The sequence below is a fragment of the Mesorhizobium sp. M7A.F.Ca.US.007.01.2.1 genome (assembly GCF_003998165.1).
GTDB classification, from domain to species: domain Bacteria; phylum Pseudomonadota; class Alphaproteobacteria; order Rhizobiales; family Rhizobiaceae; genus Mesorhizobium; species Mesorhizobium ciceri.
This window is the reverse complement of the sequence record NZ_RZQP01000029.1, coordinates 1-21,392: the sequence shown is the minus strand read 5'-3', so window position 1 is coordinate 21,392 and position 21,392 is coordinate 1. Positions and strand designations below refer to the sequence as shown.

The 21,392-nt window shown below is 61.8% G+C and carries 22 protein-coding genes and 1 pseudogene; 14 read left to right on the top strand and 9 right to left on the bottom strand.

Annotated features, from left to right (window positions below; translation table 11 throughout):
- Positions 1–117 precede the first annotated feature (117 nt).
- Positions 118–582: a PaaI family thioesterase gene (locus EN949_RS08220; RefSeq protein ID WP_127366944.1), complete on the bottom strand. Its 465-nt coding sequence runs from the start codon at positions 580–582 to the stop codon at positions 118–120.
- Positions 583–736: 154 nt separating this feature from the next.
- Here EN949_RS08220 and EN949_RS08215 point away from each other — a divergent pair, with 154 nt between their 5' ends.
- The 7 genes from EN949_RS08215 to EN949_RS08185 all read left to right on the top strand — a co-directional run bounded on the left by EN949_RS08215 (position 737) and on the right by EN949_RS08185 (position 5,906).
- Positions 737–1,558, top strand: a complete 822-nt coding sequence (locus tag EN949_RS08215; protein WP_063167784.1) for an enoyl-CoA hydratase — start codon at positions 737–739, stop codon at positions 1,556–1,558.
- Positions 1,559–1,568: 10 nt separating this feature from the next.
- Positions 1,569–1,991 carry a VOC family protein gene (locus EN949_RS08210; RefSeq protein ID WP_013532202.1) on the top strand — a complete coding sequence of 141 codons (423 nt, stop codon included), beginning with the start codon at positions 1,569–1,571 and terminating at the stop codon, positions 1,989–1,991.
- A complete protein-coding gene (locus EN949_RS08205; RefSeq protein ID WP_063167785.1) occupies positions 1,991–2,773 on the top strand; it encodes an AAA family ATPase in 783 nt (260 codons plus the stop codon). The genes EN949_RS08210 and EN949_RS08205 overlap by 1 nt, the downstream gene beginning before the upstream one ends.
- Positions 2,770–3,534, top strand: a complete 765-nt coding sequence (locus tag EN949_RS08200; protein ID WP_063167786.1) for a GNAT family N-acetyltransferase — start codon at positions 2,770–2,772, stop codon at positions 3,532–3,534. The genes EN949_RS08205 and EN949_RS08200 overlap by 4 nt, the downstream gene beginning before the upstream one ends.
- A complete protein-coding gene (locus tag EN949_RS08195) occupies positions 3,521–4,042 on the top strand; it encodes a CoA-binding protein (RefSeq protein WP_024504599.1) in 522 nt (173 codons plus the stop codon). Before EN949_RS08200 ends, EN949_RS08195 begins: the two co-directional genes overlap by 14 nt.
- A gap of 226 nt (positions 4,043–4,268) precedes the next feature.
- A complete protein-coding gene (locus EN949_RS08190; RefSeq protein ID WP_127370880.1) occupies positions 4,269–5,549 on the top strand; it encodes an O-acetylhomoserine aminocarboxypropyltransferase in 1,281 nt (426 codons plus the stop codon).
- Between the two features lie 6 nt (positions 5,550–5,555).
- Positions 5,556–5,906: a cupin domain-containing protein gene (locus EN949_RS08185; RefSeq protein WP_013532197.1), complete on the top strand. Its 351-nt coding sequence runs from the start codon at positions 5,556–5,558 to the stop codon at positions 5,904–5,906.
- 54 nt (positions 5,907–5,960) lie between these two features.
- Here the strand turns inward: EN949_RS08185 and EN949_RS08180 are convergent, their stop codons facing one another.
- Complete coding sequence (locus EN949_RS08180; protein WP_063173648.1) at positions 5,961–6,845, bottom strand: AraC family transcriptional regulator; 885 nt, start codon at positions 6,843–6,845, stop codon at positions 5,961–5,963.
- A gap of 277 nt (positions 6,846–7,122) precedes the next feature.
- Positions 7,123–8,373: a cytochrome P450 gene (locus EN949_RS08175; RefSeq protein ID WP_013532195.1), complete on the bottom strand. Its 1,251-nt coding sequence runs from the start codon at positions 8,371–8,373 to the stop codon at positions 7,123–7,125.
- A 103-nt stretch (positions 8,374–8,476) separates the two neighbouring features.
- On the opposite strand from EN949_RS08175, the gene EN949_RS08170 reads away from it, so the two are divergent.
- Positions 8,477–9,580 carry an FAD-dependent oxidoreductase gene (locus EN949_RS08170; RefSeq protein WP_063167788.1) on the top strand — a complete coding sequence of 368 codons (1,104 nt, stop codon included), beginning with the start codon at positions 8,477–8,479 and terminating at the stop codon, positions 9,578–9,580.
- Positions 9,581–9,605: 25 nt separating this feature from the next.
- Here the strand turns inward: EN949_RS08170 and EN949_RS37075 are convergent, their stop codons facing one another.
- The 3 genes and pseudogenes from EN949_RS37075 to EN949_RS08160 all read right to left on the bottom strand — a co-directional run bounded on the left by EN949_RS37075 (position 9,606) and on the right by EN949_RS08160 (position 11,626).
- Positions 9,606–10,205, bottom strand: a complete 600-nt coding sequence (locus tag EN949_RS37075) for a pyridoxal-dependent decarboxylase (protein WP_281039765.1) — start codon at positions 10,203–10,205, stop codon at positions 9,606–9,608.
- Between the two features lie 37 nt (positions 10,206–10,242).
- A pseudogene (locus EN949_RS37070) lies at positions 10,243–10,986 on the bottom strand (pyridoxal-dependent decarboxylase); the annotation flags it as partial.
- 49 nt (positions 10,987–11,035) lie between these two features.
- Complete coding sequence (locus EN949_RS08160) at positions 11,036–11,626, bottom strand: hypothetical protein (RefSeq protein WP_063167790.1); 591 nt, start codon at positions 11,624–11,626, stop codon at positions 11,036–11,038.
- Positions 11,627–11,964: 338 nt separating this feature from the next.
- Between EN949_RS08160 and clpP the strand changes: the two genes are divergently transcribed.
- From clpP to EN949_RS08140, 4 genes are all read left to right on the top strand, one after another.
- Positions 11,965–12,594, top strand: coding sequence for an ATP-dependent Clp endopeptidase proteolytic subunit ClpP (clpP, locus tag EN949_RS08155; RefSeq protein WP_013532191.1), 630 nt, complete (start codon positions 11,965–11,967; stop codon positions 12,592–12,594).
- Positions 12,595–12,891: 297 nt separating this feature from the next.
- Positions 12,892–14,166 carry an ATP-dependent Clp protease ATP-binding subunit ClpX gene (clpX, locus tag EN949_RS08150; protein ID WP_013532190.1) on the top strand — a complete coding sequence of 425 codons (1,275 nt, stop codon included), beginning with the start codon at positions 12,892–12,894 and terminating at the stop codon, positions 14,164–14,166.
- 306 nt (positions 14,167–14,472) lie between these two features.
- Positions 14,473–16,884, top strand: a complete 2,412-nt coding sequence (gene lon / locus EN949_RS08145) for an endopeptidase La (protein ID WP_013532189.1) — start codon at positions 14,473–14,475, stop codon at positions 16,882–16,884.
- A 298-nt stretch (positions 16,885–17,182) separates the two neighbouring features.
- Positions 17,183–17,455, top strand: a complete 273-nt coding sequence (locus tag EN949_RS08140) for an HU family DNA-binding protein (protein WP_006201846.1) — start codon at positions 17,183–17,185, stop codon at positions 17,453–17,455.
- 144 nt (positions 17,456–17,599) lie between these two features.
- Here the strand turns inward: EN949_RS08140 and EN949_RS08135 are convergent, their stop codons facing one another.
- A complete protein-coding gene (locus tag EN949_RS08135; protein WP_063167791.1) occupies positions 17,600–18,622 on the bottom strand; it encodes an aldo/keto reductase in 1,023 nt (340 codons plus the stop codon).
- Between the two features lie 178 nt (positions 18,623–18,800).
- Between EN949_RS08135 and EN949_RS08130 the strand changes: the two genes are divergently transcribed.
- Complete coding sequence (locus EN949_RS08130) at positions 18,801–19,367, top strand: SIS domain-containing protein (protein WP_027162393.1); 567 nt, start codon at positions 18,801–18,803, stop codon at positions 19,365–19,367.
- A gap of 3 nt (positions 19,368–19,370) precedes the next feature.
- A complete protein-coding gene (locus tag EN949_RS08125; protein ID WP_063167792.1) occupies positions 19,371–20,114 on the top strand; it encodes a creatininase family protein in 744 nt (247 codons plus the stop codon).
- Between the two features lie 50 nt (positions 20,115–20,164).
- Here EN949_RS08125 and EN949_RS08120 read toward each other — a convergent pair whose 3' ends face one another.
- The gene (locus tag EN949_RS08120; protein ID WP_013532185.1) at positions 20,165–21,082 is read right to left on the bottom strand and encodes a carbohydrate ABC transporter permease; all 918 of its coding nucleotides are present in this window, start codon (positions 21,080–21,082) and stop codon (positions 20,165–20,167) included.
- 26 nt (positions 21,083–21,108) lie between these two features.
- The coding region (locus EN949_RS08115; protein ID WP_164782484.1) for an ABC transporter permease subunit at positions 21,109–21,392 on the bottom strand (284 nt) is incomplete at its 5' end.

The following is a 21,392-nucleotide window of genomic DNA, read 5'->3' as shown; positions in this document are numbered from 1 at the left end:
CTTTGCGGGCCGCTGCTTCGTGGAGGCTTATAGGCGAGGGTGGTGACCGCGTCAAGGCGAACGAAAAGGTAGATATCAGGTAAAATGTAGCAAAAACAATAACTTGAACAAAAGGTATTATTTTACCACATCATCATTCCGCTTCGGCGGGATCGAATAGGTGCCGGTGGCATGCGCCACCGTGTGCCCGTCCGGGCCGGCAACGATGTCGATGTCGAACACCATCAGGCTCTTTCCCAGCTTCAGGATGCGGCAATGGCCGTCGATCGGTCCTGCCTCGGCCTTGCGCACGAAATTGATGTCGAGGTTGACGGTGACCGAAAGCGCATCCGGCCCGGCATGGCTGAGCACGCAGACGTAGCCGCCAATGTCGGCCAGCGTGAACAGCGAGGGGCCGGACACCGTGCCGCCGGGACGCAAATGCCGTTCGCCGGCGTTGAGCCGCACGGTGCAGCCGCCCGGGAACACGTCGATCGCCTCGAAATATTTGAACTGCTCATTGAGCTGCGGATAGACGGTTTCCATCAGCGCATTGACTTGTTGCGCGGTCAGCACGGGCTTGAGGTTGGTCTGGGCGGGCATGTCTTGGTCTCTCGCTTTGCGCCAGGCCTGTATGAGCGCAGCGCGGCATTTCTGACAACCTTCGTCCCCTGGCGCAAGCGATCGGTGTTGGACGAAACCTGATCCGGTATTAGATAGTCTGGCAGCCCCAGCGGAATCGCGGAGAACCCTATCCATGGCCGAAATCCTTGCCATCAAGCCTGCCGCCGTTGAGGGTCCGGTGGTTGCACAACTGGACAAGGGCGTGCTGCGCCTCACACTCGCCAATCCGCCTGCCAACGCGCTGTCGCTGGCGGTGATGGCGGCGCTGACGGCCGAACTCGAGCGCGCCAGGGCCGACAAGGCCGTTCGCGTCATCGTCTTGTCGGCTGCCGGCAAGGTGTTCTGCGCCGGCCATGATCTCAAGGAAATGACCGCGCGCCGCACTGACGCCGATCATGGCAAGGCCTTTTTCGCAGAGACGTTTGCCGCTTGTGCGACGCTGATGCAGGCGATCGTGCGTCATCCAGTGCCTGTCATCGCCGAGGTTGACGGCCTGGCCACCGCCGCCGGGCTGCAACTGGTCGCCAGCTGCGACCTGGCGATCGCTTCGCATGAGGCGACCTTCTGTACGCCGGGTGTCAACATCGGCCTGTTCTGCTCGACGCCGATGGTGGCGCTGTCGCGCAACGTCTCGCGCAAGCATGCGATGGAGATGCTGTTGACCGGCGAGACCATTGATGCGGCAACCGCCAAGGAATTCGGCCTGGTCAACCGCGTCGTGCCGCGTGAATACCTGAATCAGATCGTCACCAAATACGCGCAAACCATTGCTTCCAAATCATCTTTGGTGGTCAAGACGGGCAAGGAGGCGTTTTACTCGCAGGCCGAAATGGGGCTGGCGGATGCTTACACCTATACCGGCCGGATCATGGTCGAAAACATGCTCGCGCGCGACGCCGAGGAAGGCATCGGCGCCTTCATCGGCAAGCGCAAGCCGGAATGGACGGACGAATAGGAGCAGCACCATGGAGCCGCGAATCTCTATCGTTACCATCGCCACCGATGATCTGGACCGCGCGGTGCGCTTTTACGAGGCTATGGGCTTGAAGCGGCATGCCGGTATCACCGACGGTGTCGCCTTCTTCCAGATGGGCGGCGTCATTCTTGGTCTGTTCCCACGTGCCAGCGCAGAAGAGGATTCCGGCATCGCCTTCGCCGCGGCGCCATCGGCGGTCTACCTCGCCTACAACACCCGCTCCGACGCCGAAGTCGACGACGTGCTCGCCAGGGCGGAAAAAGCCGGCGGCCGCATCGTCAAGCCGGCCGGCCGCGCCTTCTGGGGCGGCTGGTACGGCTACTTCGCCGACGCCGACGGGCATGTCTGGGAAGTGGCGCACAATCCGGCCTTTCCGATCGCGGAAGACGGCACGATTTCGCTACCTGGCTGATGGCCCATCGCAAGCAGCTGACGCGGCTCAAGGCTCCCTATCTGAAGCGCATCCTGCTCGATGCCGTGCGGGTCGAGGATTGGGAAAAATATCCATGGAACCTGCCGCTGTTTCGCGGCCACGACTTCGAACTCGAATTCACCACGCCGATCACCATCATCGTCGGCGAGAACGGCACCGGCAAATCGACGCTGCTCGAGGCGATCGGTGCGCTGGCCGGCTATGACGAAGCCGGTGGCGGCAAGGGATATAGGCCGGTCGACCATTCCAGCGCCATCGACAAGAGTGGTGCCGCGCTGGCCAACGCATTCCGCGGTCACTGGCTGCCGAAAGTCACCGCCGGCTGGTTTTTTCGCGCCGAATCCTTCTACTCCGTGGCCCGATATCTCGATCAGGCGGCACTGGAAGACCCTTTTAGGCCCCCGCCGCCGGACTTCCTGTCCTGGTCGCATGGCGAGGGCTTTATCCGTTTTTTCGAGGAGCGCTGCCGCAGGCAAGGCATCTACATCCTCGACGAACCCGAAAGCGCACTGTCGCCGACGCGACAGATCGAGCTGCTCAAGATGCTGCGGCGCATGGACCAGTCGGGCACCGCGCAAGTGATCATGGCGACGCATTCGCCGCTGCTGATGGCTTGTCCTGGCGCGCGGCTGTTCCGCATCAGCCGGTTCGGGCTCGATCCCACGGATTTCAGCGATACCGATCATTTTCGCATGATGCGCGACTTCTGCACCGATCCGCAGGCCTTTATGGAGGAAGCGCTGCGGGAGGATGACGCGTGAGCGCCGGCGATGATGACCTCAACTGGCGCGTCGAGCAGGCGTGCCGCGAAGGCTGGCCGGCGGCGACCGAGACGTTGGTTGATGGCTGGCTTCTGCGGCGATCGGGCGGACGGATCCGGCGTACCAATTCGGCCAATCCCTTGCGCGGCGAGCGTGGCGCGCCCGACAAAGTGATCGACGCCGCAGAGTCCTTCTACGTCGGCCACGGTCAGGCGCCGATGTTCCGAGTGCCTGATATCGCCGCCGAGCTCGAAACCGCACTCGACCATCGCGGCTACCAGCCGGAAGGCGGGACGATCCATCTCCATGCCGGGATCGGCGATCTGGCTGAAGTCCGCGACGAGCGGGTCGCTGTTTCGCCTGTGCCAGGCGAAGACTGGCTCGCGGCGCGCTTCCGCATGGAGGCTTATGACGACATCGATCGCCGCGTCTTTCGCGAGATGACCGGACTGATCGTCGGCGACCGGGCGTTCGTGTCCTGTACACGAGACAGCGAAATTGCTGCCTTGGCCTATGGCGTCATCCGCAATGGGCTGCTTGTGGTGGAATCGGTTGAAACCGACGGCCGTTTCAGGCAGCAAGGCCTGGGCCGCAAGACGGTGGGCGTCCTGATCGACTGGGCACGACAAACGGGTGCGTCAGCTGCATGCCTGCAGGTGGTGGCCGACAACACACCGGCCCGCGCACTCTATGCCTCGCTTGGGTTCAGCCGTGAACTTTACCGATACCACTACCGCAGGAAGCCGCATGAACCACGATAGCTACGACAACACTTACATTGCCGGCATCCTCAATTCGGTGAAGACCATCGCCATGGTCGGCGCGTCCGCCAATGATGTGCGGCCAAGCTATTTCGTGCTGAAATATCTGCTGGCCAAGGGATTTTCGGTGTTTCCGATCAATCCTGGCCAGGCCGGCAAGGAGATCCTCGGCCGGATGACCTATGCGAGGCTCGCCGATATTCCGGAGCCGATCGACATGGTCGACATCTTTCGCGCGCCGGCGGCGGTGCCCGGCATCGTCGACGAGGCGTTGCGGCTCGATCCCTTGCCGAAAGTGATCTGGATGCAGCTTGGCGTGCGCCATGACGAAGCAGCCGCGCGCGCCGAGGCCGCCGGCATCAAGGTGGTGATGAACCGCTGCCCCAAGATCGAATATGGCAAGCTGTCCGGCGAGATCGGTTGGACCGGCGTCAATTCCGGCGTGCTGTCGTCGAAGAAGCCGCTGATGCGGTCGGGATTCCAGAGTTTTGGCGTGCGGCAGAAGTAGTGCACGTCGCTCAAAAGTGCGCAGCGGTTTTGGGATAACGACGTGCACCAAAAGCAAGGCCTGACGCGCGATGCGCCTTAGGCGCAAAATTATTCCTTAGGCCAGCGCATTTTCTCGGGCCTCGGCCGCAGATCGCTAGCCGAAGGGTATTTTCTTCTTTGCATTCGCGCTCATGCTTCGCCAAGAATGCCCGGCGATTTCAAGAGTTTCAAAAGGGAGGTTTTCAGTGACCCGCACGCCAGGTTTCAACACGCTCGCCGTCCACGCCGGTGCCAAGCCCGATCCGGCGACCGGCGCGCGCGCCACGCCGATCTACCAGACGACCTCCTTCGTCTTCGACGATGCAGACCATGCCGCGTCGCTGTTCGGGCTGAAGGCCTTCGGCAACATCTACACCCGCATCATGAACCCGACCCAGGCGGTGCTGGAAGAGCGCATGGCGGCCCTTGAAGGCGGCACGGCGGCACTCGCGGTCGCCTCCGGCCATGCGGCGCAGGTGATCGTGTTCCACAATCTGATGCAGCCGGGCGACAATTTCGTCGCGGCCAACAAGCTTTACGGCGGTTCGATCAACCAATTCGGCCATGCCTTCAAGAATTATGGCTGGGAGGTGCGATGGGCCGACACCAACGATATCTCGACCTTCGAAAGCCAGATCGACGACAGGACCAAGGCGATCTTCATCGAAAGCCTCGCCAATCCGGGCGGCACCTTCGTCGACATCGAGAAGATCGGCGACATCGCGCGCAAGCACGGCCTGCCGCTGATCGTCGACAACACACTGGCCTCGCCCTACCTCATCCGGCCGATCGAGCATGGCGCCGACATCGTCGTCCATTCACTGACCAAATTCATCGGCGGTCACGGCAATTCGATCGGCGGCGCCATCGTCGACGGCGGCACCTTCGACTGGTCGAAATCGGGCAAATACCCGATGCTGTCGGAACCGCGCCCCGAATATGGTGGTCTTGTCCTGCATGAAACCTTCGGCAATTTCGCCTTCGCCATTGCCGCACGCGTGCTCGGCCTGCGCGACCTCGGCCCGGCGATCTCGCCGTTCAACGCCTTCCTCATCCTGACCGGCCTGGAAACCTTGCCGCTGCGCATGCAGCGCCATTGCGACAACGCCGTGACCGTCGCTGCCTGGCTGTCCAATCATCCCAAGGTCGCGTCGGTGAACTACCCCGGCCTGCCCTCAGACAAGAACAACGCGCTGCAGAAGAAATACTCGCCGCAGGGCGCCGGCGCCGTGTTCACCTTCGCGCTGAAGGGTGGCTATGACGCGGGCGTCAAATTCGTCGAGGCTCTCGAGCTGTTCTCGCACCTCGCCAATGTCGGCGATACCAAGTCGCTGGTCATCCACCCAGCTTCGACCACGCACCGCCAGCTTTCCGACGAGCAGAAGGTCAAGGCCGGCGCAGGACCGGACACGGTGCGGCTTTCGATCGGCATCGAGGACGTCAACGACATCGTCGCCGACCTCGAACAGGCGCTAGCCAAGGTCTGACCGATCATGAGCGAGTCGAAATTTCTTTCCATCGGCGTCGACGCTGTCGACGCCGAACAGGGTGCACCGGCGCCCGACCGGCTGATCTCGGGCGATCCCAAATTCCGCACCTGGAATGTCGAGGAGCGCGACGGCGGCCTCTATGCCGGCATATGGGAATCGACCCCGGGCAAATGGCGCATCGTCTATGACGAGTGGGAGTTCTGCCACATCCTGTCCGGCGTTTCGGTGATCGCGGAGGACGGTGGGCAAGCGCGAACCGTCAAGACCGGCGACAGCTTTGTGCTGAAGCCCGGCTTCAAGGGCAGCTGGGAAGTGCTTGAAACGACTCGCAAGGAGTATGTGATCAAGCTTTGATCTCGCGTCGCCATGATGCTCGCGATCGGGGGGACAAACCGCTGTCCTGCCGAGCTATTTCAGAGGCAGAAAGAGTTCAACGACCACTTCGCGTAGCGGGCCCTCCGGGAAGTGGGACAGATGTCGTTGGCAATAGATCGGAAAGTCGCGTGCTTCCTCGCCGCTGGCCGGAAGCCATTCACGATAAAGATAAAGTGCTGCGGGTTCGAGATTGTTGGTATTGCCAGGGTAGCGCAGCACCGCGCAGCGCCCGCCGGGGATCACGCCAGCCTTCATCTGCGCGTCATTCGCCTCGATCGGCCGGTCGGTCCCGGCACAAATGTCCATGCTGTAGTCAGCCGGGACCGCGGGCTCCCTTTCGGAACGGAAGACGTTGAAGGTCGGGCTTGTCTCGGGCGACAAGCCCGCGGCCTTGCGCCAGGCGATGAACCGCTGGATGGTGTCCTGGAGCGTCGCCCGGTCTCCGCGGTGCTCCATGATCGCCACCGGCGTCGGGGGCACATCGCGGATCGTCACGTCGTCGTGTTCAAAGATTATCTGCATAAGCGTGTTCCTTGCTTTTTCGAGGGGCCCGAAGGCCATGAGCCACGACCCCCAGTCGGGAGACTTCCGGAACGACGACGGCGATTGTCCGAACCGTTGCCGAAAGGCGCGGGCGAAGGCATCCGGCGCGTCGTAACCGGCATCCATGGCTATGTCGGTGACGCTTTGGGCGTCACTTTCGGCAAGTCTGTACGAAGCACGCTTCATGCGGGCGAGCTGGACATAGCGATGCACGGACACCCCGAAGGTGGACGTGAACTGCCGGTGGAAATGATATTTCGAGAACGCCGCGACACCGCTCAACGCCTCCAGCCCCAGATCGTCATCCAGATGCTGGTCTATATGGTCTAGCACCCGCTGCATTCGGGCTTGGTAGTTTTCAAGTGCGGCCTTCAACGTCTCTTTCTCCGTGACGACACCAGTTAGGCCTTTCCGGATATATCGCGCTCGACCGATCTTGCGATTTGGCATGGATCGACAGGGGCTGCCAGCAACGGCCTTCAGGCTCTCCCCCAAGCTTGTGCTGCCTGCGTATGACTATTTCGCTGGAACTGGCTGAGACAGCTTCCGGTGCCTTGTCGTGGAAGGGCATCGTGGGCGGTCCGGTGAGCCGACCTTGTGGTTGCTGCTGGCGCTATGGCTGGAATAGGCCGGCGCCCAAATCCGCGCTTCGTCAAAAGCCGACGGCGAGCCTTTCCAGCCCATGGAAGTGGTAAGTGTCGCGGAAGCTTGGCCTTTCGGCAAGATGCAGCTTCGGGTGCCGTTCGAACAGGGTTTTCAGCGACACCTGCAATTCTAGCCTGGCCAGCGGCGCGCCGATGCAGAAATGGATGCCGGCGCCGAATGACACGTTCTTCTGGTCCGGACGATCGGGCCGGAAAGCTTGCGGTTCGGCGAAGGCGCGCGGGTCATGATTGGCCATGCCCAGCAGCAGCCCGATCGTCTGGCCCGGCTGCACGACAATGCCAGGCGCGACTTCGATCTCCTGGTAGGCATAGCGCGTGAACATGTGCAGCGGCGCGTCGAAGCGCAGGCATTCCTCGACCGTTGCCGCGGTCGCTTCGGGTGAGCCGAAGAAGCGGCTGACATCGCCGCCTTGCATAAGGATCGAACGGACAGCGTTGCCGGTCTGATGCACTGTCGCTTCATGACCGGCATTGAGCAGCAGGATCGCCGAGGACACCATCTCGTCCTCCGACAGCTTTTTGCCGTCCTCCTGCGCCGAGATCAGCAGCGACAGCAGGTCGTCGCCAGGGTTCTTGCGTCGCTCGGTGACATGGAAACGCAGGAAATCGGCAAATTCGCCCGCGGCGCGGTTGGCCGTCTCTTCGATCGCGCGCGTGCGGCCATGCATGTACATGGCAACCATCTGGTGCGACCAGTCGAGCAGTTGCGGCCCCATGTCGACCGGCACACCGAGCATTTCGGCAATGATGGTGATCGGCAAGGGCGCCGCGAAGGCAGGCAACAGGTCGACCGTCTTGCCTGGTTCGAAACGGTCGATCAGCTCGTTGGCCAAAGCCTCGACACGCGGCCGCAGCCGTTCGACCTGACGCGAGACGAAGGCGCGGTTGACCAGTGTTCTCAGCCGCGTGTGCACCGGCGGCTCCAGTTCCAGCATCGAATTGGCTTCGACGCCGTCGAAAGCCCTGAGATGGCTGCGGTCCTGTCCGATACCGCGACTGTCTGGAATGCCGGCCGGATTCTGGCGGCCGAAACGGCGGTCGCGCAGCAGCCGGTTGACGTCGTCGAAGCCGCCAAAGCACCAGAAGCCGAATTCTTCCCAGAAGAATGCATTCGATAGGCCGTGGAGGAAAGCATAGGCATCATAAGGGTTTTGAAAAAAAGCCGGCTCGTGCGGGTCGAGCCGCAGATGTCGCGTGGCTGGATCAAAGGCCAGGGCAGGTGGCGTCAATTTGCTCATGCCAGACCAATAGCGCGGCTTGCCAGCCTGGTTCCAGACCGTATGTTGGCGCCCGCAATCCAATACGTTGAGCCAGCCGACCGGCTGCGGAAAGTCTGATTTGATGAAGGTGATCGTTGTCGGTGCGGGTATTGCCGGCCTCTCGACCGCGTGGTCGCTGGTCAAGGCGGGTCACAGCGTTTCGATCGTCGAGCAGGGGCCGATCCCAAACCCGTTGGCCGCCTCGGGCGACCACCACCGCATCATCCGCCGCGCTTACCGCGCGGGGACCGGCTACGGCCGGCTGATCACCGAAGCCTACCAGGCCTGGGACGAGATGTGGGCCGACCTCGGCGAAAACCATCTCGATCCCAGAGGATTTGTCTGCATTTCGCGCGAGCCCGGCGACGAGGCCGAGGAATATCGCGAGGGCCTGGAAGAAGGCAATTTTCCGTTCGAACTGCTGGAGCCCGATGCAGCCGTGAAACGCTGGCCGTTTCTGGAAGCCGGGTCGTTTCGCTACGCCTATTTCTCGACCGAAGGCGGCGCCCTGCATTGCCGCAAGATCGCGTCCGGCCTGGCAAAGTGGCTGCGCGCCAACGGCGCCAATGTCTACGAAAACAGCAAGGTCGTCGAGGTCGACGCCGAAGCCGGCCACATCGTGCTCGAAAGCGGCGAGACGATGCAGGCCGACCGCATCGTCGTCGCCGCAGGCGCCTGGGTGCTAAAACTGTTTCCGGAACTGGACGGAGAATTGAAGACCTATCGAACCGCACTTGCCTATGTCGAACCGCCGGCCGACCTCAAGGCGGCCTGGCAGGCGGCACCGGTCGTGCTCGATGTCGGCGGCGCGATCGACGGCTATGTGATCCCGCCCTCCGGCGGCGCCGGCATGAAATTCGGTTCCGGGCTGCACAGGGTGCCGACCAGCGACGCCGACTGGAACCGTCAGCCGGTGGCGGGCGAGGGCGAGGCGATCCGCAACCTGTTTTCGCCGCCGATCGCCCGCATCGCGGAGTATCGCGTGACCGAGGTCGTCACCTGCGCCTACACTTTCACATCAGACGAAAAATTCATGGCGCATGGAAAGGGCAAATGCCTTGTTGTCTCGGCATGCTCCGGCCACGGCTACAAGTTCGGCGCGGCGGTCGGCAGGCGCGTTGCCGCTGCTGTCGGCGATGGGGATATCGCCGGTCTGAAGGCATGGCTGCGGGCGGAGGTCGCCTGAAACACGAGGCCAAATCCGCAGCGGTTCAATGATTGAGTTCGTCTGCGGCGGCAATGACTTCGGACACAATCGCCCGAACGTCATCCAAGGTCGTCCTGTGATTGACGAAACACGCCCGCAGCGCGAATTGACCGTTGATCGTTGCATTCGACAGATACACGCGGCCGCGCGCGATCACACGGCGCAGGATCGCTTCATTGTCCTTAGAGCGGTGACGGAAACAGACCGCGCTTAGCGATACCGGCGCAAGCTGCTCAAGCTCCGGCTGTGAAGCGATTGCCTGTGCCAGCATCTGGGCATGGTAGAGATCGCGCGCGATGGCTTCGCGATAGGCACGGCGCCCGTGATACTGCAGCGACATCCAGAGCTTCAGCGCACGGAAGCGCCGAGACAGTTCGATCGACTCTTCAAAGAATGCAAATGCTTCCGTTGGGTCTTCGCTCAATATCCTGACGTAGTCGTCGCTGTGCGAGAAAGTCGTGCGCGCAATGTCTGGGTGGCGATTGAGCAGGCAGCCGCAATCGAGTGGCTGATAGAGCCATTTGTGCGCATCGAGCGACAGCGAATCCGCCAAAAGACAGTCCCTGGAACTTTTCCGGGACGGCCAGCGCCGCCAGTCCCCCATAGGCCCCATCGACATGCATCCACAACGCTTCCCTACGGGCAATGTCTGCGATTTCGGGAAGGGGATCGATCGCACCGGAGATGATGGTGCCGACCGTGGCCACGATGGCGATGGGCATGTTGCCGATGGCGCGGTCGGCGGCAATAGCCGCCTGGAGGGCATCCGTCCGCATCCTGAATTTGTCGTCGACAGGGATCAAACGGAGATTTTTTCTACCGATCCCCAACAGCGCGACGGCCTTGGGAATGGACATGTGCACTTGCTCGGAAGCATAGATCACGCACGGTCGCACGCCTGTTTCGTTGGCTGGCAGCTTCGCTTCCCGCGCCATCGCCAGGGCCATGAGGTTCGCCGTCGAGCCGCCGCCGCACAGGCTGCCTGTAAATCCGGGGCAACCGACAGCCTCCGCCAACCATTCGACGACGGCGCGTTCGATCGATGTCGCAGCCGGTGCCGAGCGCCACGACGTCACATTCTGATTGAGCACCGCAGCCAGCAATTCCCCCAGCGCGCCGATCGGTTCGCCGGAGCCGACGACATAACCGAAGAACCTGCCGGTTGAAGGCCGCACATGCTCCGCTATCGACTTGAAATCCTGCAAGACTTCCCGACCACGACCGCTCTCCTGCCAAGGCCGCGAGAAGAGTTCCGTCGTCTGTTTGCCGCTGGTCGTGGGATACGTCCGACGTTCCTCGAGGGAGGCCCAATAAGCTTTGGCAAGCGCCAAGGCTTCTTCGGCAAGGTCTGACAATTCCTGATTGGAAATTTCCAGGTCGCGCATGCCCTCAGCCCAACGGAGATCCGCTGCGACGCAGGTTACGCCATGCGCGCTAATCCTGGCAATGCCTGGGAATATGCACCCGCCGCCAACTGGATGAGCCTTCCCGGACCAACACACGACGCGCGACGGTCTGGTAGGAGGCGGGGACATCGATGACGCGCCTTTGTTCCGGCCGCACCAGCACCTCCTCGGCGATGCTGTCATATTGTGCGGGAATGACGACGCGCCGCGTGCGTTCGGGCTGGATCACGATGGTCTCTGCGACGCGTTCGTAGCGCGCCTTGTGCCATACCTTGCACAGCACCTTGCGGCCATGGATGACGCGCCATTCCCAGGAATAGCCGCCGCCATCGACCCGGACCGTACGGTAGACGGTGCGGGTGACGGCCGGTACGATCTGGTAGGTCACTTGCGCCGGAACGGTCATCACGACGCGCTCGCGCGTGCCAAAGATAGGGGCGATATAGTCGACCTGCTGACCGGGCGGACTGATCATCACGTCTTCATAGACCGTGTCATAGACGGCCGGACTGCGGACGGGTTCATAGCATTCGACGGCGCGGCCGCCGGCCGCCGTCTGCGAAATCGTGCCGAGCACGGTCAGGCCGGCAATGGTGAAGCATGCGGTTTTCCCGGGCATGGCACTCCCCCTGTTGAACTCTATGCATAAGTTCAACGTTGAATTGTAGAGGAAGCCGTCTCGGAAAAAAGCGGTTTCGGCGCATTTCGTTAAGTGACGCGGTTAAGAAACTGCTACGTTGCGGGGCCGGCGATGCGGCTCCGGACCCGCGGAAGCATCCGCCGCCGCGAATCCTTGGTCAGAAAGCTTGATTCGACTTACCCAGATGGCTAGGAGGGGTCGGCCTTGCACAAGGACGAGCCGGCATCCTATTTACGGAATACCGATCCAGAACCGATTCTGCCCGATCTGCCGGCATTCCCGGCGCCGGAATCCCACCGCGAGATAAGAGATACCTGATGAAGAACCCCGTCGAAACCTACATGAACCTCGTTCCGATGGTGGTCGAACAGACCAATCGCGGCGAGCGGGCCTACGACATTTTCTCGCGCCTCCTCAAGGAGCGCATCATTTTCATCACCGGTCCGGTCGAGGACGGCATGGCGACGCTGGTCTGCGCGCAGCTTTTGTTCCTCGAAGCTGAGAATCCGAAGAAGGAAATCAACCTCTACATCAATTCGCCGGGCGGCGTCGTCACCTCGGGCATGGCGATCTACGACACCATGCAGTTCATCAAGCCGGCCGTGTCGACGCTCTGCATCGGCCAGGCGGCTTCGATGGGTTCGCTGCTCCTGACTGCCGGTCACAAGGACATGCGCTTTGCCACGCCGAACGCCCGCATCATGGTTCACCAGCCTTCCGGCGGCTTTCAGGGCCAGGCGTCCGACATCGAGCGCCATGCCCTGGATATCATCAAGCTGAAGCGTCGCCTCAACGAGGTCTACGTCAAGCACACCGGCAAGAGCTATGAAGAGATCGAGAAAACGCTCGACCGCGATCATTTCATGACCGCCGACGAAGCCAAGGATTTCGGCCTCATCGACAAGGTCATTTCGTCGCGCGAGGCGGCCGAAGGGGCGCTGGCATAAAGGCAAGTTGGCAGTTGGATGGCACCATCACGCGCTTTTGGCGCGTCTTGCGGCATTTCGGCCACAATTGGCTGTTCCCTCGGGGGACAGGATTGCCTACGTTAAGGCTATGTTGAGTTTCGGCGGCTTAGCTTTATGCGGGGTTGTCGCGAATCATTGCCACGTTTTCTGATTTGTGTTTCGTACGGAATGCGTTGCGGGAGCCGGGACACACTGGCGGCGGCGGATTCCCGCGATAGATAGAGTATGCGCCCTTTCAGCCAGACCATCGGCGGGCGGCCATGAAAGGACATGAAAATGAGCAAGGTCGGCAACAACAGCGGCGATTCCAAGAACACGCTTTACTGCTCGTTTTGCGGCAAAAGCCAGCACGAAGTGCGCAAGCTGATCGCCGGTCCGACGGTCTTCATCTGCGACGAGTGCGTCGAGCTCTGCATGGACATCATCCGTGAAGAGAACAAGACCTCGATGGTGAAGTCGCGCGAAGGCGTGCCGACACCGCAGGAGATCCTCAAGGTTCTCGACGACTATGTCATCGGTCAGCCCTACGCCAAGCGCGTGCTGTCGGTGGCGGTCCACAATCACTACAAGCGCCTCGCGCATGCCGGCAAGAACAACGATGTCGAACTGGCGAAGTCCAACATCCTTTTGATCGGCCCGACCGGTTGCGGCAAGACGCTGCTCGCGCAGACGCTGGCCCGCATCATCGACGTGCCGTTCACCATGGCTGACGCGACGACGCTGACCGAAGCCGGCTATGTCGGCGAGGACGTCGAAAACATCATCCTGAAGCTGTTGCAGTCGGCCGACTACAATGTCGAGCGCGCCCAGCGCGGCATCGTCTACATCGACGAAATCGACAAGATTTCGCGCAAGTCGGACAATCCCTCGATCACCCGCGACGTGTCGGGCGAGGGTGTGCAGCAGGCGCTCTTGAAGATCATGGAAGGCACCGTCGCCTCCGTGCCGCCACAGGGCGGCAGGAAGCACCCGCAGCAGGAATTCCTGCAGGTCGATACAGCCAACATCCTGTTCATCTGCGGCGGCGCCTTCGCCGGGCTGGACAAGATCATCTCGGATCGCGGCCGCAAGACGTCGATCGGCTTCGGCGCGGTCGTCGCTTCGCCGGAGGATCGCCGCACTGGCGATGTTTTCCGCCTGGTCGAGCCCGAGGACCTGTTGAAGTTCGGTCTTATCCCTGAGTTTGTCGGCCGTCTGCCGGTCCTGGCGACGCTGGAAGATCTCGACGAACCGGCGCTGATCCAGATCCTGACCGAGCCGAAGAACGCGCTGGTCAAGCAGTATCAGCGGCTGTTCGAGATGGAAAATGTCGACCTGACCTTCCATGAGAACGCTCTTTCGGCGATCGCCAAGCGCGCTATTGAGCGCAAGACCGGCGCGCGCGGCCTGCGTTCGATCATGGAGGCGATCCTGCTCGACACGATGTTCGAGCTTCCCGCACTCGAAGGCGTGCGCGAAGTGGTGATTTCGGAGGAGGTGGTGACCGGCAGTGCCCGGCCGCTCTACATCTACTCCGAGCAGAAGGAAAAGAAGGGCAATGTCAGCGCCTGACATGAGCCCGCAGCGAAATTCTGAAACGGCGCCGCAAGGCGCCGTTTTGCTGTCGCACAGCGGTTTTGCGCGGCGTACGGGCTGGCGTCGCAAATGTGTCACTCGCGGACGGGTTGGGAGTGCGGATTTGGACACGCCCCTTGATCTTTGGGGGTCGTGCATCCAACTAACTGGAGAAGGCCGAGGTGCCCGATTTCTGTGCTGTAAAACTCCCGTCACAAACGGTGGTAGGCGGAACGATCCCCGGTCGTTAATATAAGATTCGCGGTTGGCTCAATTAGCGGCCGCGACATGAAAGGTTGGACAATGGCCAAAGTATCCAAGGCACCCAGCGACGGCGTCTTCGCAGTTCTCCCACTGCGCGACATCGTGGTGTTCCCGCACATGATCGTTCCGCTCTTCGTCGGGCGTGAGAAGTCGATCAAGGCGCTGGAAGAGGTGATGGGTCAGGAAAAGCAGATCCTGCTTGCCACCCAGATGAATGCCGCTGATGACGATCCCGAGCCCGATGCCATTTTCGACATCGGCACGCTCGCCAATGTGCTGCAATTGCTCAAGCTGCCCGACGGCACCGTCAAGGTTCTGGTCGAGGGCGCCTCGCGTGCGAAAATCGTCTCGTTCACCGACCGTCCCGATTTCCACGAGGCCCGCGCCGCGGCGCTGGTCGAGCCGGAAGAGGAAGAGGTCGAGGTTGAGGCGCTGGCGCGTTCGGTCGTCACCGATTTCGAGAATTACGTCAAGCTGAACAAGAAGATCTCGCCCGAAGTGGTGGGTGCTGCCAGCCAGATCGACGACTACTCCAAGCTCGCCGACACGGTTGCCTCGCATCTCGCCATCAAGATCCCCGAGAAGCAGGAGATGCTGGCCACGCTTTCGGTCAAGGAGCGGCTGGAAAAGGCGATGGGCTTCATGGAAGCCGAAATCTCCGTCCTGCAGGTGGAGAAGCGCATCCGCTCGCGTGTCAAGCGCCAGATGGAGAAGACGCAGCGCGAGTACTACCTGAACGAGCAGATGAAGGCGATCCAGAAGGAACTCGGCGAAGGCGAGGACGGCCGCGACGAGGCCGCCGAGATAGAGGCGCGCATCAAGAAGACCAAGCTCTCCAAGGAGGCCCGCGAAAAGGCGGAAGCCGAGTTGAAGAAGCTCCGGACGATGTCGCCGATGTCGGCTGAATCGACGGTCGTGCGCAACTATCTCGACTGGATCCTGTCTATCCCGTGGGGCAAGAACTCCAAGGTCAAGCAGGACCTGGCTTTCGCGCAGAACGTGCTCGATACCGACCATTTCGGCCTCGACAAGGTCAAGGAGCGCATCGTCGAGTATCTCGCCGTGCAAAGCCGCCAGAAGAAGCTGAAGGGGCCGATCCTGTGCCTCGTCGGCCCTCCCGGTGTCGGCAAGACCTCGCTCGGCAAGTCGATCGCCAAGGCGACTGGACGCGAGTTCATCCGCATGGCGCTGGGCGGCGTGCGTGACGAGGCCGAGATCCGTGGCCACCGGCGCACCTATATCGGCTCGATGCCCGGCAAGGTCATCCAGTCGATGAAGAAGGCCAAGAAGTCCAACCCGCTCTTCCTGCTCGACGAGATCGACAAGATGGGCCAGGACTTCCGTGGCGATCCGTCATCGGCGTTGCTCGAGGTCCTCGATCCGGAACAGAACTCGACGTTCATGGACCACTACCTCGAGGTCGAATACGATCTGTCGAGCGTCATGTTCGTGACGACGGCGAACACGCTGAACATCCCGGCGCCCTTGATGGACCGCATGGAGATCATCCGTATCGCCGGCTACACCGAGGACGAGAAGATCGAGATCGCCAAGCGGCACCTGATGCCTAAGGTGATCCGCGATCACGCGCTGCAGCCGAAGGAGTTTTCCGTCGGTGAGGACGCGATCCGCGCCATCGTCCAGACCTACACCCGTGAAGCGGGCGTCAGAAGCCTGGAGCGCGAGCTGATGAAGCTCGGGCGCAAGGCGGTGACCGAGATCCTGAAGACGAAGAAGAAGACGGTGAACATCACGGCGGCGAACCTCGCCGATTACCTCGGTGTTGAACGCTTCCGCTTCGGTCAGGTCGAGGCTGACGATCAGGTCGGTGTCGTTACCGGACTCGCCTGGACGGAAGTCGGCGGCGAGCTGCTGACGGTCGAAGGCGTCATGATGCCCGGCAAGGGCCGCATGACGGTGACCGGCAATTTGCGCGACGTGATGAAGGAATCGATTTCGGCGGCGGCCTCCTATGTCCGCTCGCGCGCCGTCGATTTCGGCATCGAGCCGCCGCTGTTCGACAAGCGCGACATCCACGTGCACTTGCCGGAAGGCGCCACGCCGAAGGACGGCCCGTCTGCAGGTGCTGCCATGGCGACAGCCATTGTATCGGTACTGACGGGTATTCCGGTCCGGGCGGATGTGGCGATGACCGGCGAGATAACGCTTCGCGGCCGCATCCTGCCGATCGGCGGGCTCAAGGAGAAGCTGCTCGCCGCACTGCGCGGCGGCATCAAGAAGGTGCTGATCCCGGAAGACAATGCCAAGGACCTGGCGGAGATTCCGGACAATGTGAAGAACGGCATGGAGATCATTCCGGTCTCACGTGTCGGCGAGGTGTTGCGCCACGCGCTGGTGCGTATGCCGGAGCCGATCGAATGGGTCGAGCCGGTCAATCCGCCGGCTGCGACAGACAGTGCCGACGACGCTGGAAAGTCCCTGGCGCATTAGAGCGCCGGGCGTCCATCTGGACGCACAAAGGACGCTCTAACGCCCAGACTTGCGCATGGCCCTTGCCGCAAACCGGCTACGGTTTTCGGGGCCATGCGTTGGTTTTCGTCGAGGTTGCAGCGCACAAACGGAGAGCCGGGCCTGACGCCCGGCTTTTTCATGTGAAAAACCCCGGAATTCCGGGCTTTTTCCGCTTTTTTCCTGCCTTTTCGACTTGGTTGCGGGAGCGCTTCTTTCTAAAGTCCGTTTCCTGCCGGATGAGTCGATAGTTCCGGTGTTCTCATGGAAGGGAATTTTTATGAACAAGAACGAACTGGTGTCCGCTGTCGCCGACGCCGCGAGCATTTCGAAGGGTGACGCGCAGTCGGCGGTCGATGCGGTATTTTCCGTGATCACCGGCGAACTGAAGAAGGGCGGCGATGTCCGGCTTGTCGGCTTTGGCAATTTCACCGTGTCAAAGCGTGCCGCCTCGACCGGCCGCAATCCTCAGACCGGCGCCGAAGTGAAGATCCCGGCGCGTACCGTGCCGAAGTTCTCGGCCGGCAAAGGCCTCAAGGACGCAGTCAACTAAGCGTTTTTTCTTTTCAGAGACCTCAGAAAAGCCGGGCTTGCCCGGCTTTTCATTTTGGTGCCCTACGCCGGTTCATGCGACCAGAAAAGCCGGGCTTGCCCGGCTTTTCATTTTGGTGCCCGACGCTGACGCGACGCGGCCGGCTTATGCGGTCGGCGCATCAGTGCGCATAAGACCTTCCTCCTTGAGATCCGCCCAAAGTGCTGCGGGCAGTTTCGCATCGAGCAGCGAGCGATTGCTCTCGACTTCGCTCGGCCGTTGGCCACCGGGGATCACCGAAACGACTGAAGGATGCAGCAGCGGGAATTGCAGGGCGGCCTCGATCAGCCTGACACCATGACGCTTGCAGACGTTCTCGATCCCGGCGACCCGGTCGAGTATGTCCTTCGGCGCTTCGGAGTAGTTGTAGTAGGCTCCGGGCTTCGGCCCTGTTGCGAGGATGCCGGAGTTGTAGGGTCCGCCGAGAACGATGCCGATGCCGCGTGCCTGGCAGAGCGGCAGGAAGGACGTCAGCGCCTCCTGTTCCAAGAGCGTATAGCGCCCGGCCAGCAGGAACAGATCGAAGTCGCCGCGCTCAGCCAGCGTCTGCGCGACCTGCCACTCATTGATGCCGCCGCCGAACGCCTTGATCACGCCCTGGTCGCGCAGCGACAGCAGGCCGTAATAGCCCGAGCGCATGAACTCCTCGATGCGCCGGTCGGAGGCTTCCTTGCTGCCATGCGTGAAGATGTCGACATCGTGCACGAAGAGGATGTCGATCCGGTCGACGCCGAGGCGCTCAAGCGAGGCTTCGAACGAGCGCATGACACCGTCATAGCTGTAGTCGTACACCTCGCGGCGTGATGGCGTGTCGAAGAACTTGCCGATGCCGGTGCGCTCTTCGGGCGGGCAGGCACGCATGATGCGGCCGACCTTGCTCGACAGCACATAGTCGTCGCGCTTCTTGCCGCGCAGGAACGGGTTGAGCCGCGTTTCCGAGAGGCCGAGCCCATAGAGCGGCGCGGTGTCGTAGTAGCGGCAGCCGGTCGCCCAGGCGGCCTCCAGCGTGGCGTTGGCGTCCTCGTCGGAGACGGCACGGTAGAGATTGCCGAGCGGCGCCGCGCCGAAGCCGAGCTCGGTGAAACTGATGCCGCCATTGCCGATGCGGTCGAAATGCCGTGTCTTCATATCCTGCTGTTTGCCTCGCCTGATTTGTCTGACATGACACTATCACGCCTGTGATCAGGCAAAAGCATAGCTGCGCGTTGGACACGCATTTTCGCGGTTGCTAGCATGAACGAAATCAAGCTGTTCGTGGCAGCAAGAGCGGCAAATACCAGGGTGATTTTTCAATGGCGGGTTTGCGGTGAGCGACAAGAGCAAAAGCCTGTTCGAGACCTCACTTGAGGAGCTGGGTGGCGTGCTGGCACGCATCGACGAAAGCCGGATCGACGCCGCCTGCAAAACGCTAGCCGGCGCGCGACAGATCGTCGTCTATGGCTGCGGCCGCGAGGCCTTGCAGGTCAAGGGTTTTGCCATGCGGCTCTACCATTTGGGCCTGCCGGTTTCCGTGGTCGGCGACATGAACACGCCGCCGCTGGGGCAGGGCGATGTCTTCCTGGTCAGTTCCGGGCCGGGAGAAACCTCGACCGTGCTGACCCTGATGCAGGTCGCGCGCCAAGCAGGTGCAACCAATCTCCTGCTGACCGCCCAGGCCGAAGGCAGCGCGGCAAGGCTTGCCGACTTCACGCTGCTCATTCCCGCGCAGACCATGGCCAACGATCAGGGGGCGCAAAAAACATCGGTCCTGCCGATGGGCTCGGTGTTCGAAGGCGCGCTGTTCCTGCTGTTTGAGGTGATGGTGCTGAAGCTTAGGGAATTGACCGGCGTGTCGCCCGAAGCCATGCGCGCCCGCCACACCAACATGGAATAGATCATGCGCTATGAACTGATGCTGCCACACCAGATCCGCAGGGCGATCGCCGAGAATTGGCCGGTCGCTCTGCCGCTCGGCGTGCTGGAATACCATGGCGAGCATATGGCCGTCGGCATGGACACGCTGGCCGTCATCAAGACGCTGGAGCTGTTCGAAAAGGAGAAGGACGTCGTCATCCTGCCGCCCTTCTACTACGGTGCGGCAAGCTATGCGGTGGCGCCGCCGGAAGGCAGCGGCTCGGTGCAGGTCGGCGGCAATGCGCTGGCGCCGTTCGGCGAGGAGCTGTTCTACAGCCTGTTGCGCATCGGCTTCCGCAACATCCACGCCATTATCCACCACCAGACCGAGAACTTTGTCGCCGGCATGCCGACCGATCTGGCGTTCAAGGCCGCCGGCCGCCAGGCGATCTTCCGCTTCCTCGAAAAGGAGCGCGGCGAGGGCTGGTGGGGGTCGCAGGCGATGGCGGACTATTATTCAGGACACGCGGCGGGTGAAAATTTCTTCAACTGGGTGCAGGTGCATCCGCTGATGTCGGCTGACATGAACGGCAAGTACCCGTTCGACCATGCCGGCATTGGCGAGACCTCGCTGATGCTGGCGCTATGCCCGGAGGCTGTCGATGCCAATCACTTCGCCGACAATACCGGCTGGTACACGGCGAGCGCCAAGGATGCTTCGGCAGAGCTCGGGCAGAAGGGCGTCGCCATGATCATGGACCACCTGCGGGCAATATTGGGACGCTAGCGCGCGGCTTCCCTTCTCCCACAAGGGGGAGAAGGTAAGAGGGCGCCATGCTACTTCACCGCGCCCGCGGTCATGCCCATGATCAGATAGCGCTCCAACGCGATGCCAATGACGGCGAGCGGCGCGATGGCCGCCGTCGCTAGTGCCGCCATCGACCACCAGTTGATGCCTTGCGAGCCGGTCTGGCTCGCCACCATGACCGGGATCGTCTTGGCGTCGGTCGAGGTCAAAAGGGCGGCGAAGAAATACTCGTTCCAGCACAGCACCATCGCCAGGATGAAGGCGGCGACCATGCCCGGCAGCGCGATCGGCATGACGATGCGGAAGAACGCGCCCCAGATCGACAGCCCGTCGACAAGGGCGGCTTCCTCGAGCTCGACCGGGATCGAGTTGAACTGGTCGCGCATGATCCAGATGACGATCGGCAGCACCATCAGCGTGTAGAGCAGGATCAGCCCGATGCGCGTGTCGAGCAGGCCGACCTCGCGGTAGAGCACCAGGAAGGGCAGCGCCAGCACCACCGGCGGCAGGATCAGCTGCGACAGGAAGAAGAACGAGATGTCCTCGTTCTTGAACCAGGCGAAATGGTAGCGATAGCGGGTGAGCCCGTAGGCGGCGAGGCTGCCGATGATGATGGCGAGGCTCGACGCGCCGACCGAGGTGATCACCGAATTCATGAAGCGCTTGAGGAACTCCTCGCGCACGGTCGAGGTCTGGAAGATCGAGTCCGGCGACAGGCCGAGCGAACGCCAGCCCTTCCAGTCCGGCTGGAAGTCGACGAAGGGGATGAGATGGCCTTGCGTGACGTCGACTGCGGTTTTGAACGAGGTCGTGATCGTCCAATAGATCGGGAACAGGCAGATGAACGCCCAGAAGGCCAGCGCGCCATAGATGAAGACGCGGCTGGCGAGGAAGCTCGCCGGCGAGCGGATCTCCGAGGCGACATATTCGGTGGTCTGAACGCTCATCGGGCTCAATTCACCCCCATCTTGCTTTAATTGACATTGCGGACAAAACGGTTGGCAAATTTCAACAACCACGTGACGAACACGACGATGATCACCAGATAGGCCATCGCCAGCATGGTTCCGTAGCCGACATTCGAGCGGTCGCGGTATTCGCGGTAGATGAAGCTCGACACGGAATCGGTGGCGCCGCCGGGGCCGCCGGACGTCACGGTGATGATGATGTCGGCAAGCTTCAGCTTGAAGATGATGCGCAGGACCACCGCCGTCACCGACACCGGCAGCATCAGCGGGAAGGTGACCTGCCAGAAGG

What these genes read in the sequence shown, in the direction of transcription:
- EN949_RS08220 (WP_127366944.1), bottom strand. Translation starts at nt 582, where the DNA reads ATGCCCGCCCAGACCAACCTCAAGCCCGTGCTGACCGCGCAACAAGTC.
- EN949_RS08215 (WP_063167784.1), top strand. Translation starts at nt 737, where the DNA reads ATGGCCGAAATCCTTGCCATCAAGCCTGCCGCCGTTGAGGGTCCGGTG.
- EN949_RS08210 (WP_013532202.1), top strand. Translation starts at nt 1,569, where the DNA reads ATGGAGCCGCGAATCTCTATCGTTACCATCGCCACCGATGATCTGGAC.
- EN949_RS08205 (WP_063167785.1), top strand. Translation starts at nt 1,991, where the DNA reads ATGGCCCATCGCAAGCAGCTGACGCGGCTCAAGGCTCCCTATCTGAAG.
- EN949_RS08195 (WP_024504599.1), top strand. Translation starts at nt 3,521, where the DNA reads ATGAACCACGATAGCTACGACAACACTTACATTGCCGGCATCCTCAAT.
- EN949_RS08185 (WP_013532197.1), top strand. Translation starts at nt 5,556, where the DNA reads ATGAGCGAGTCGAAATTTCTTTCCATCGGCGTCGACGCTGTCGACGCC.
- EN949_RS08175 (WP_013532195.1), bottom strand. Translation starts at nt 8,373, where the DNA reads ATGAGCAAATTGACGCCACCTGCCCTGGCCTTTGATCCAGCCACGCGA.
- EN949_RS08170 (WP_063167788.1), top strand. Translation starts at nt 8,477, where the DNA reads ATGAAGGTGATCGTTGTCGGTGCGGGTATTGCCGGCCTCTCGACCGCG.
- EN949_RS37075 (WP_281039765.1), bottom strand. Translation starts at nt 10,205, where the DNA reads ATGGGGGACTGGCGGCGCTGGCCGTCCCGGAAAAGTTCCAGGGACTGT.
- EN949_RS08160 (WP_063167790.1), bottom strand. Translation starts at nt 11,626, where the DNA reads ATGCCCGGGAAAACCGCATGCTTCACCATTGCCGGCCTGACCGTGCTC.
- clpP (WP_013532191.1), top strand. Translation starts at nt 11,965, where the DNA reads ATGAAGAACCCCGTCGAAACCTACATGAACCTCGTTCCGATGGTGGTC.
- clpX (WP_013532190.1), top strand. Translation starts at nt 12,892, where the DNA reads ATGAGCAAGGTCGGCAACAACAGCGGCGATTCCAAGAACACGCTTTAC.
- lon (WP_013532189.1), top strand. Translation starts at nt 14,473, where the DNA reads ATGGCCAAAGTATCCAAGGCACCCAGCGACGGCGTCTTCGCAGTTCTC.
- EN949_RS08140 (WP_006201846.1), top strand. Translation starts at nt 17,183, where the DNA reads ATGAACAAGAACGAACTGGTGTCCGCTGTCGCCGACGCCGCGAGCATT.
- EN949_RS08135 (WP_063167791.1), bottom strand. Translation starts at nt 18,622, where the DNA reads ATGAAGACACGGCATTTCGACCGCATCGGCAATGGCGGCATCAGTTTC.
- EN949_RS08125 (WP_063167792.1), top strand. Translation starts at nt 19,371, where the DNA reads ATGCGCTATGAACTGATGCTGCCACACCAGATCCGCAGGGCGATCGCC.
- EN949_RS08120 (WP_013532185.1), bottom strand. Translation starts at nt 21,082, where the DNA reads ATGAGCGTTCAGACCACCGAATATGTCGCCTCGGAGATCCGCTCGCCG.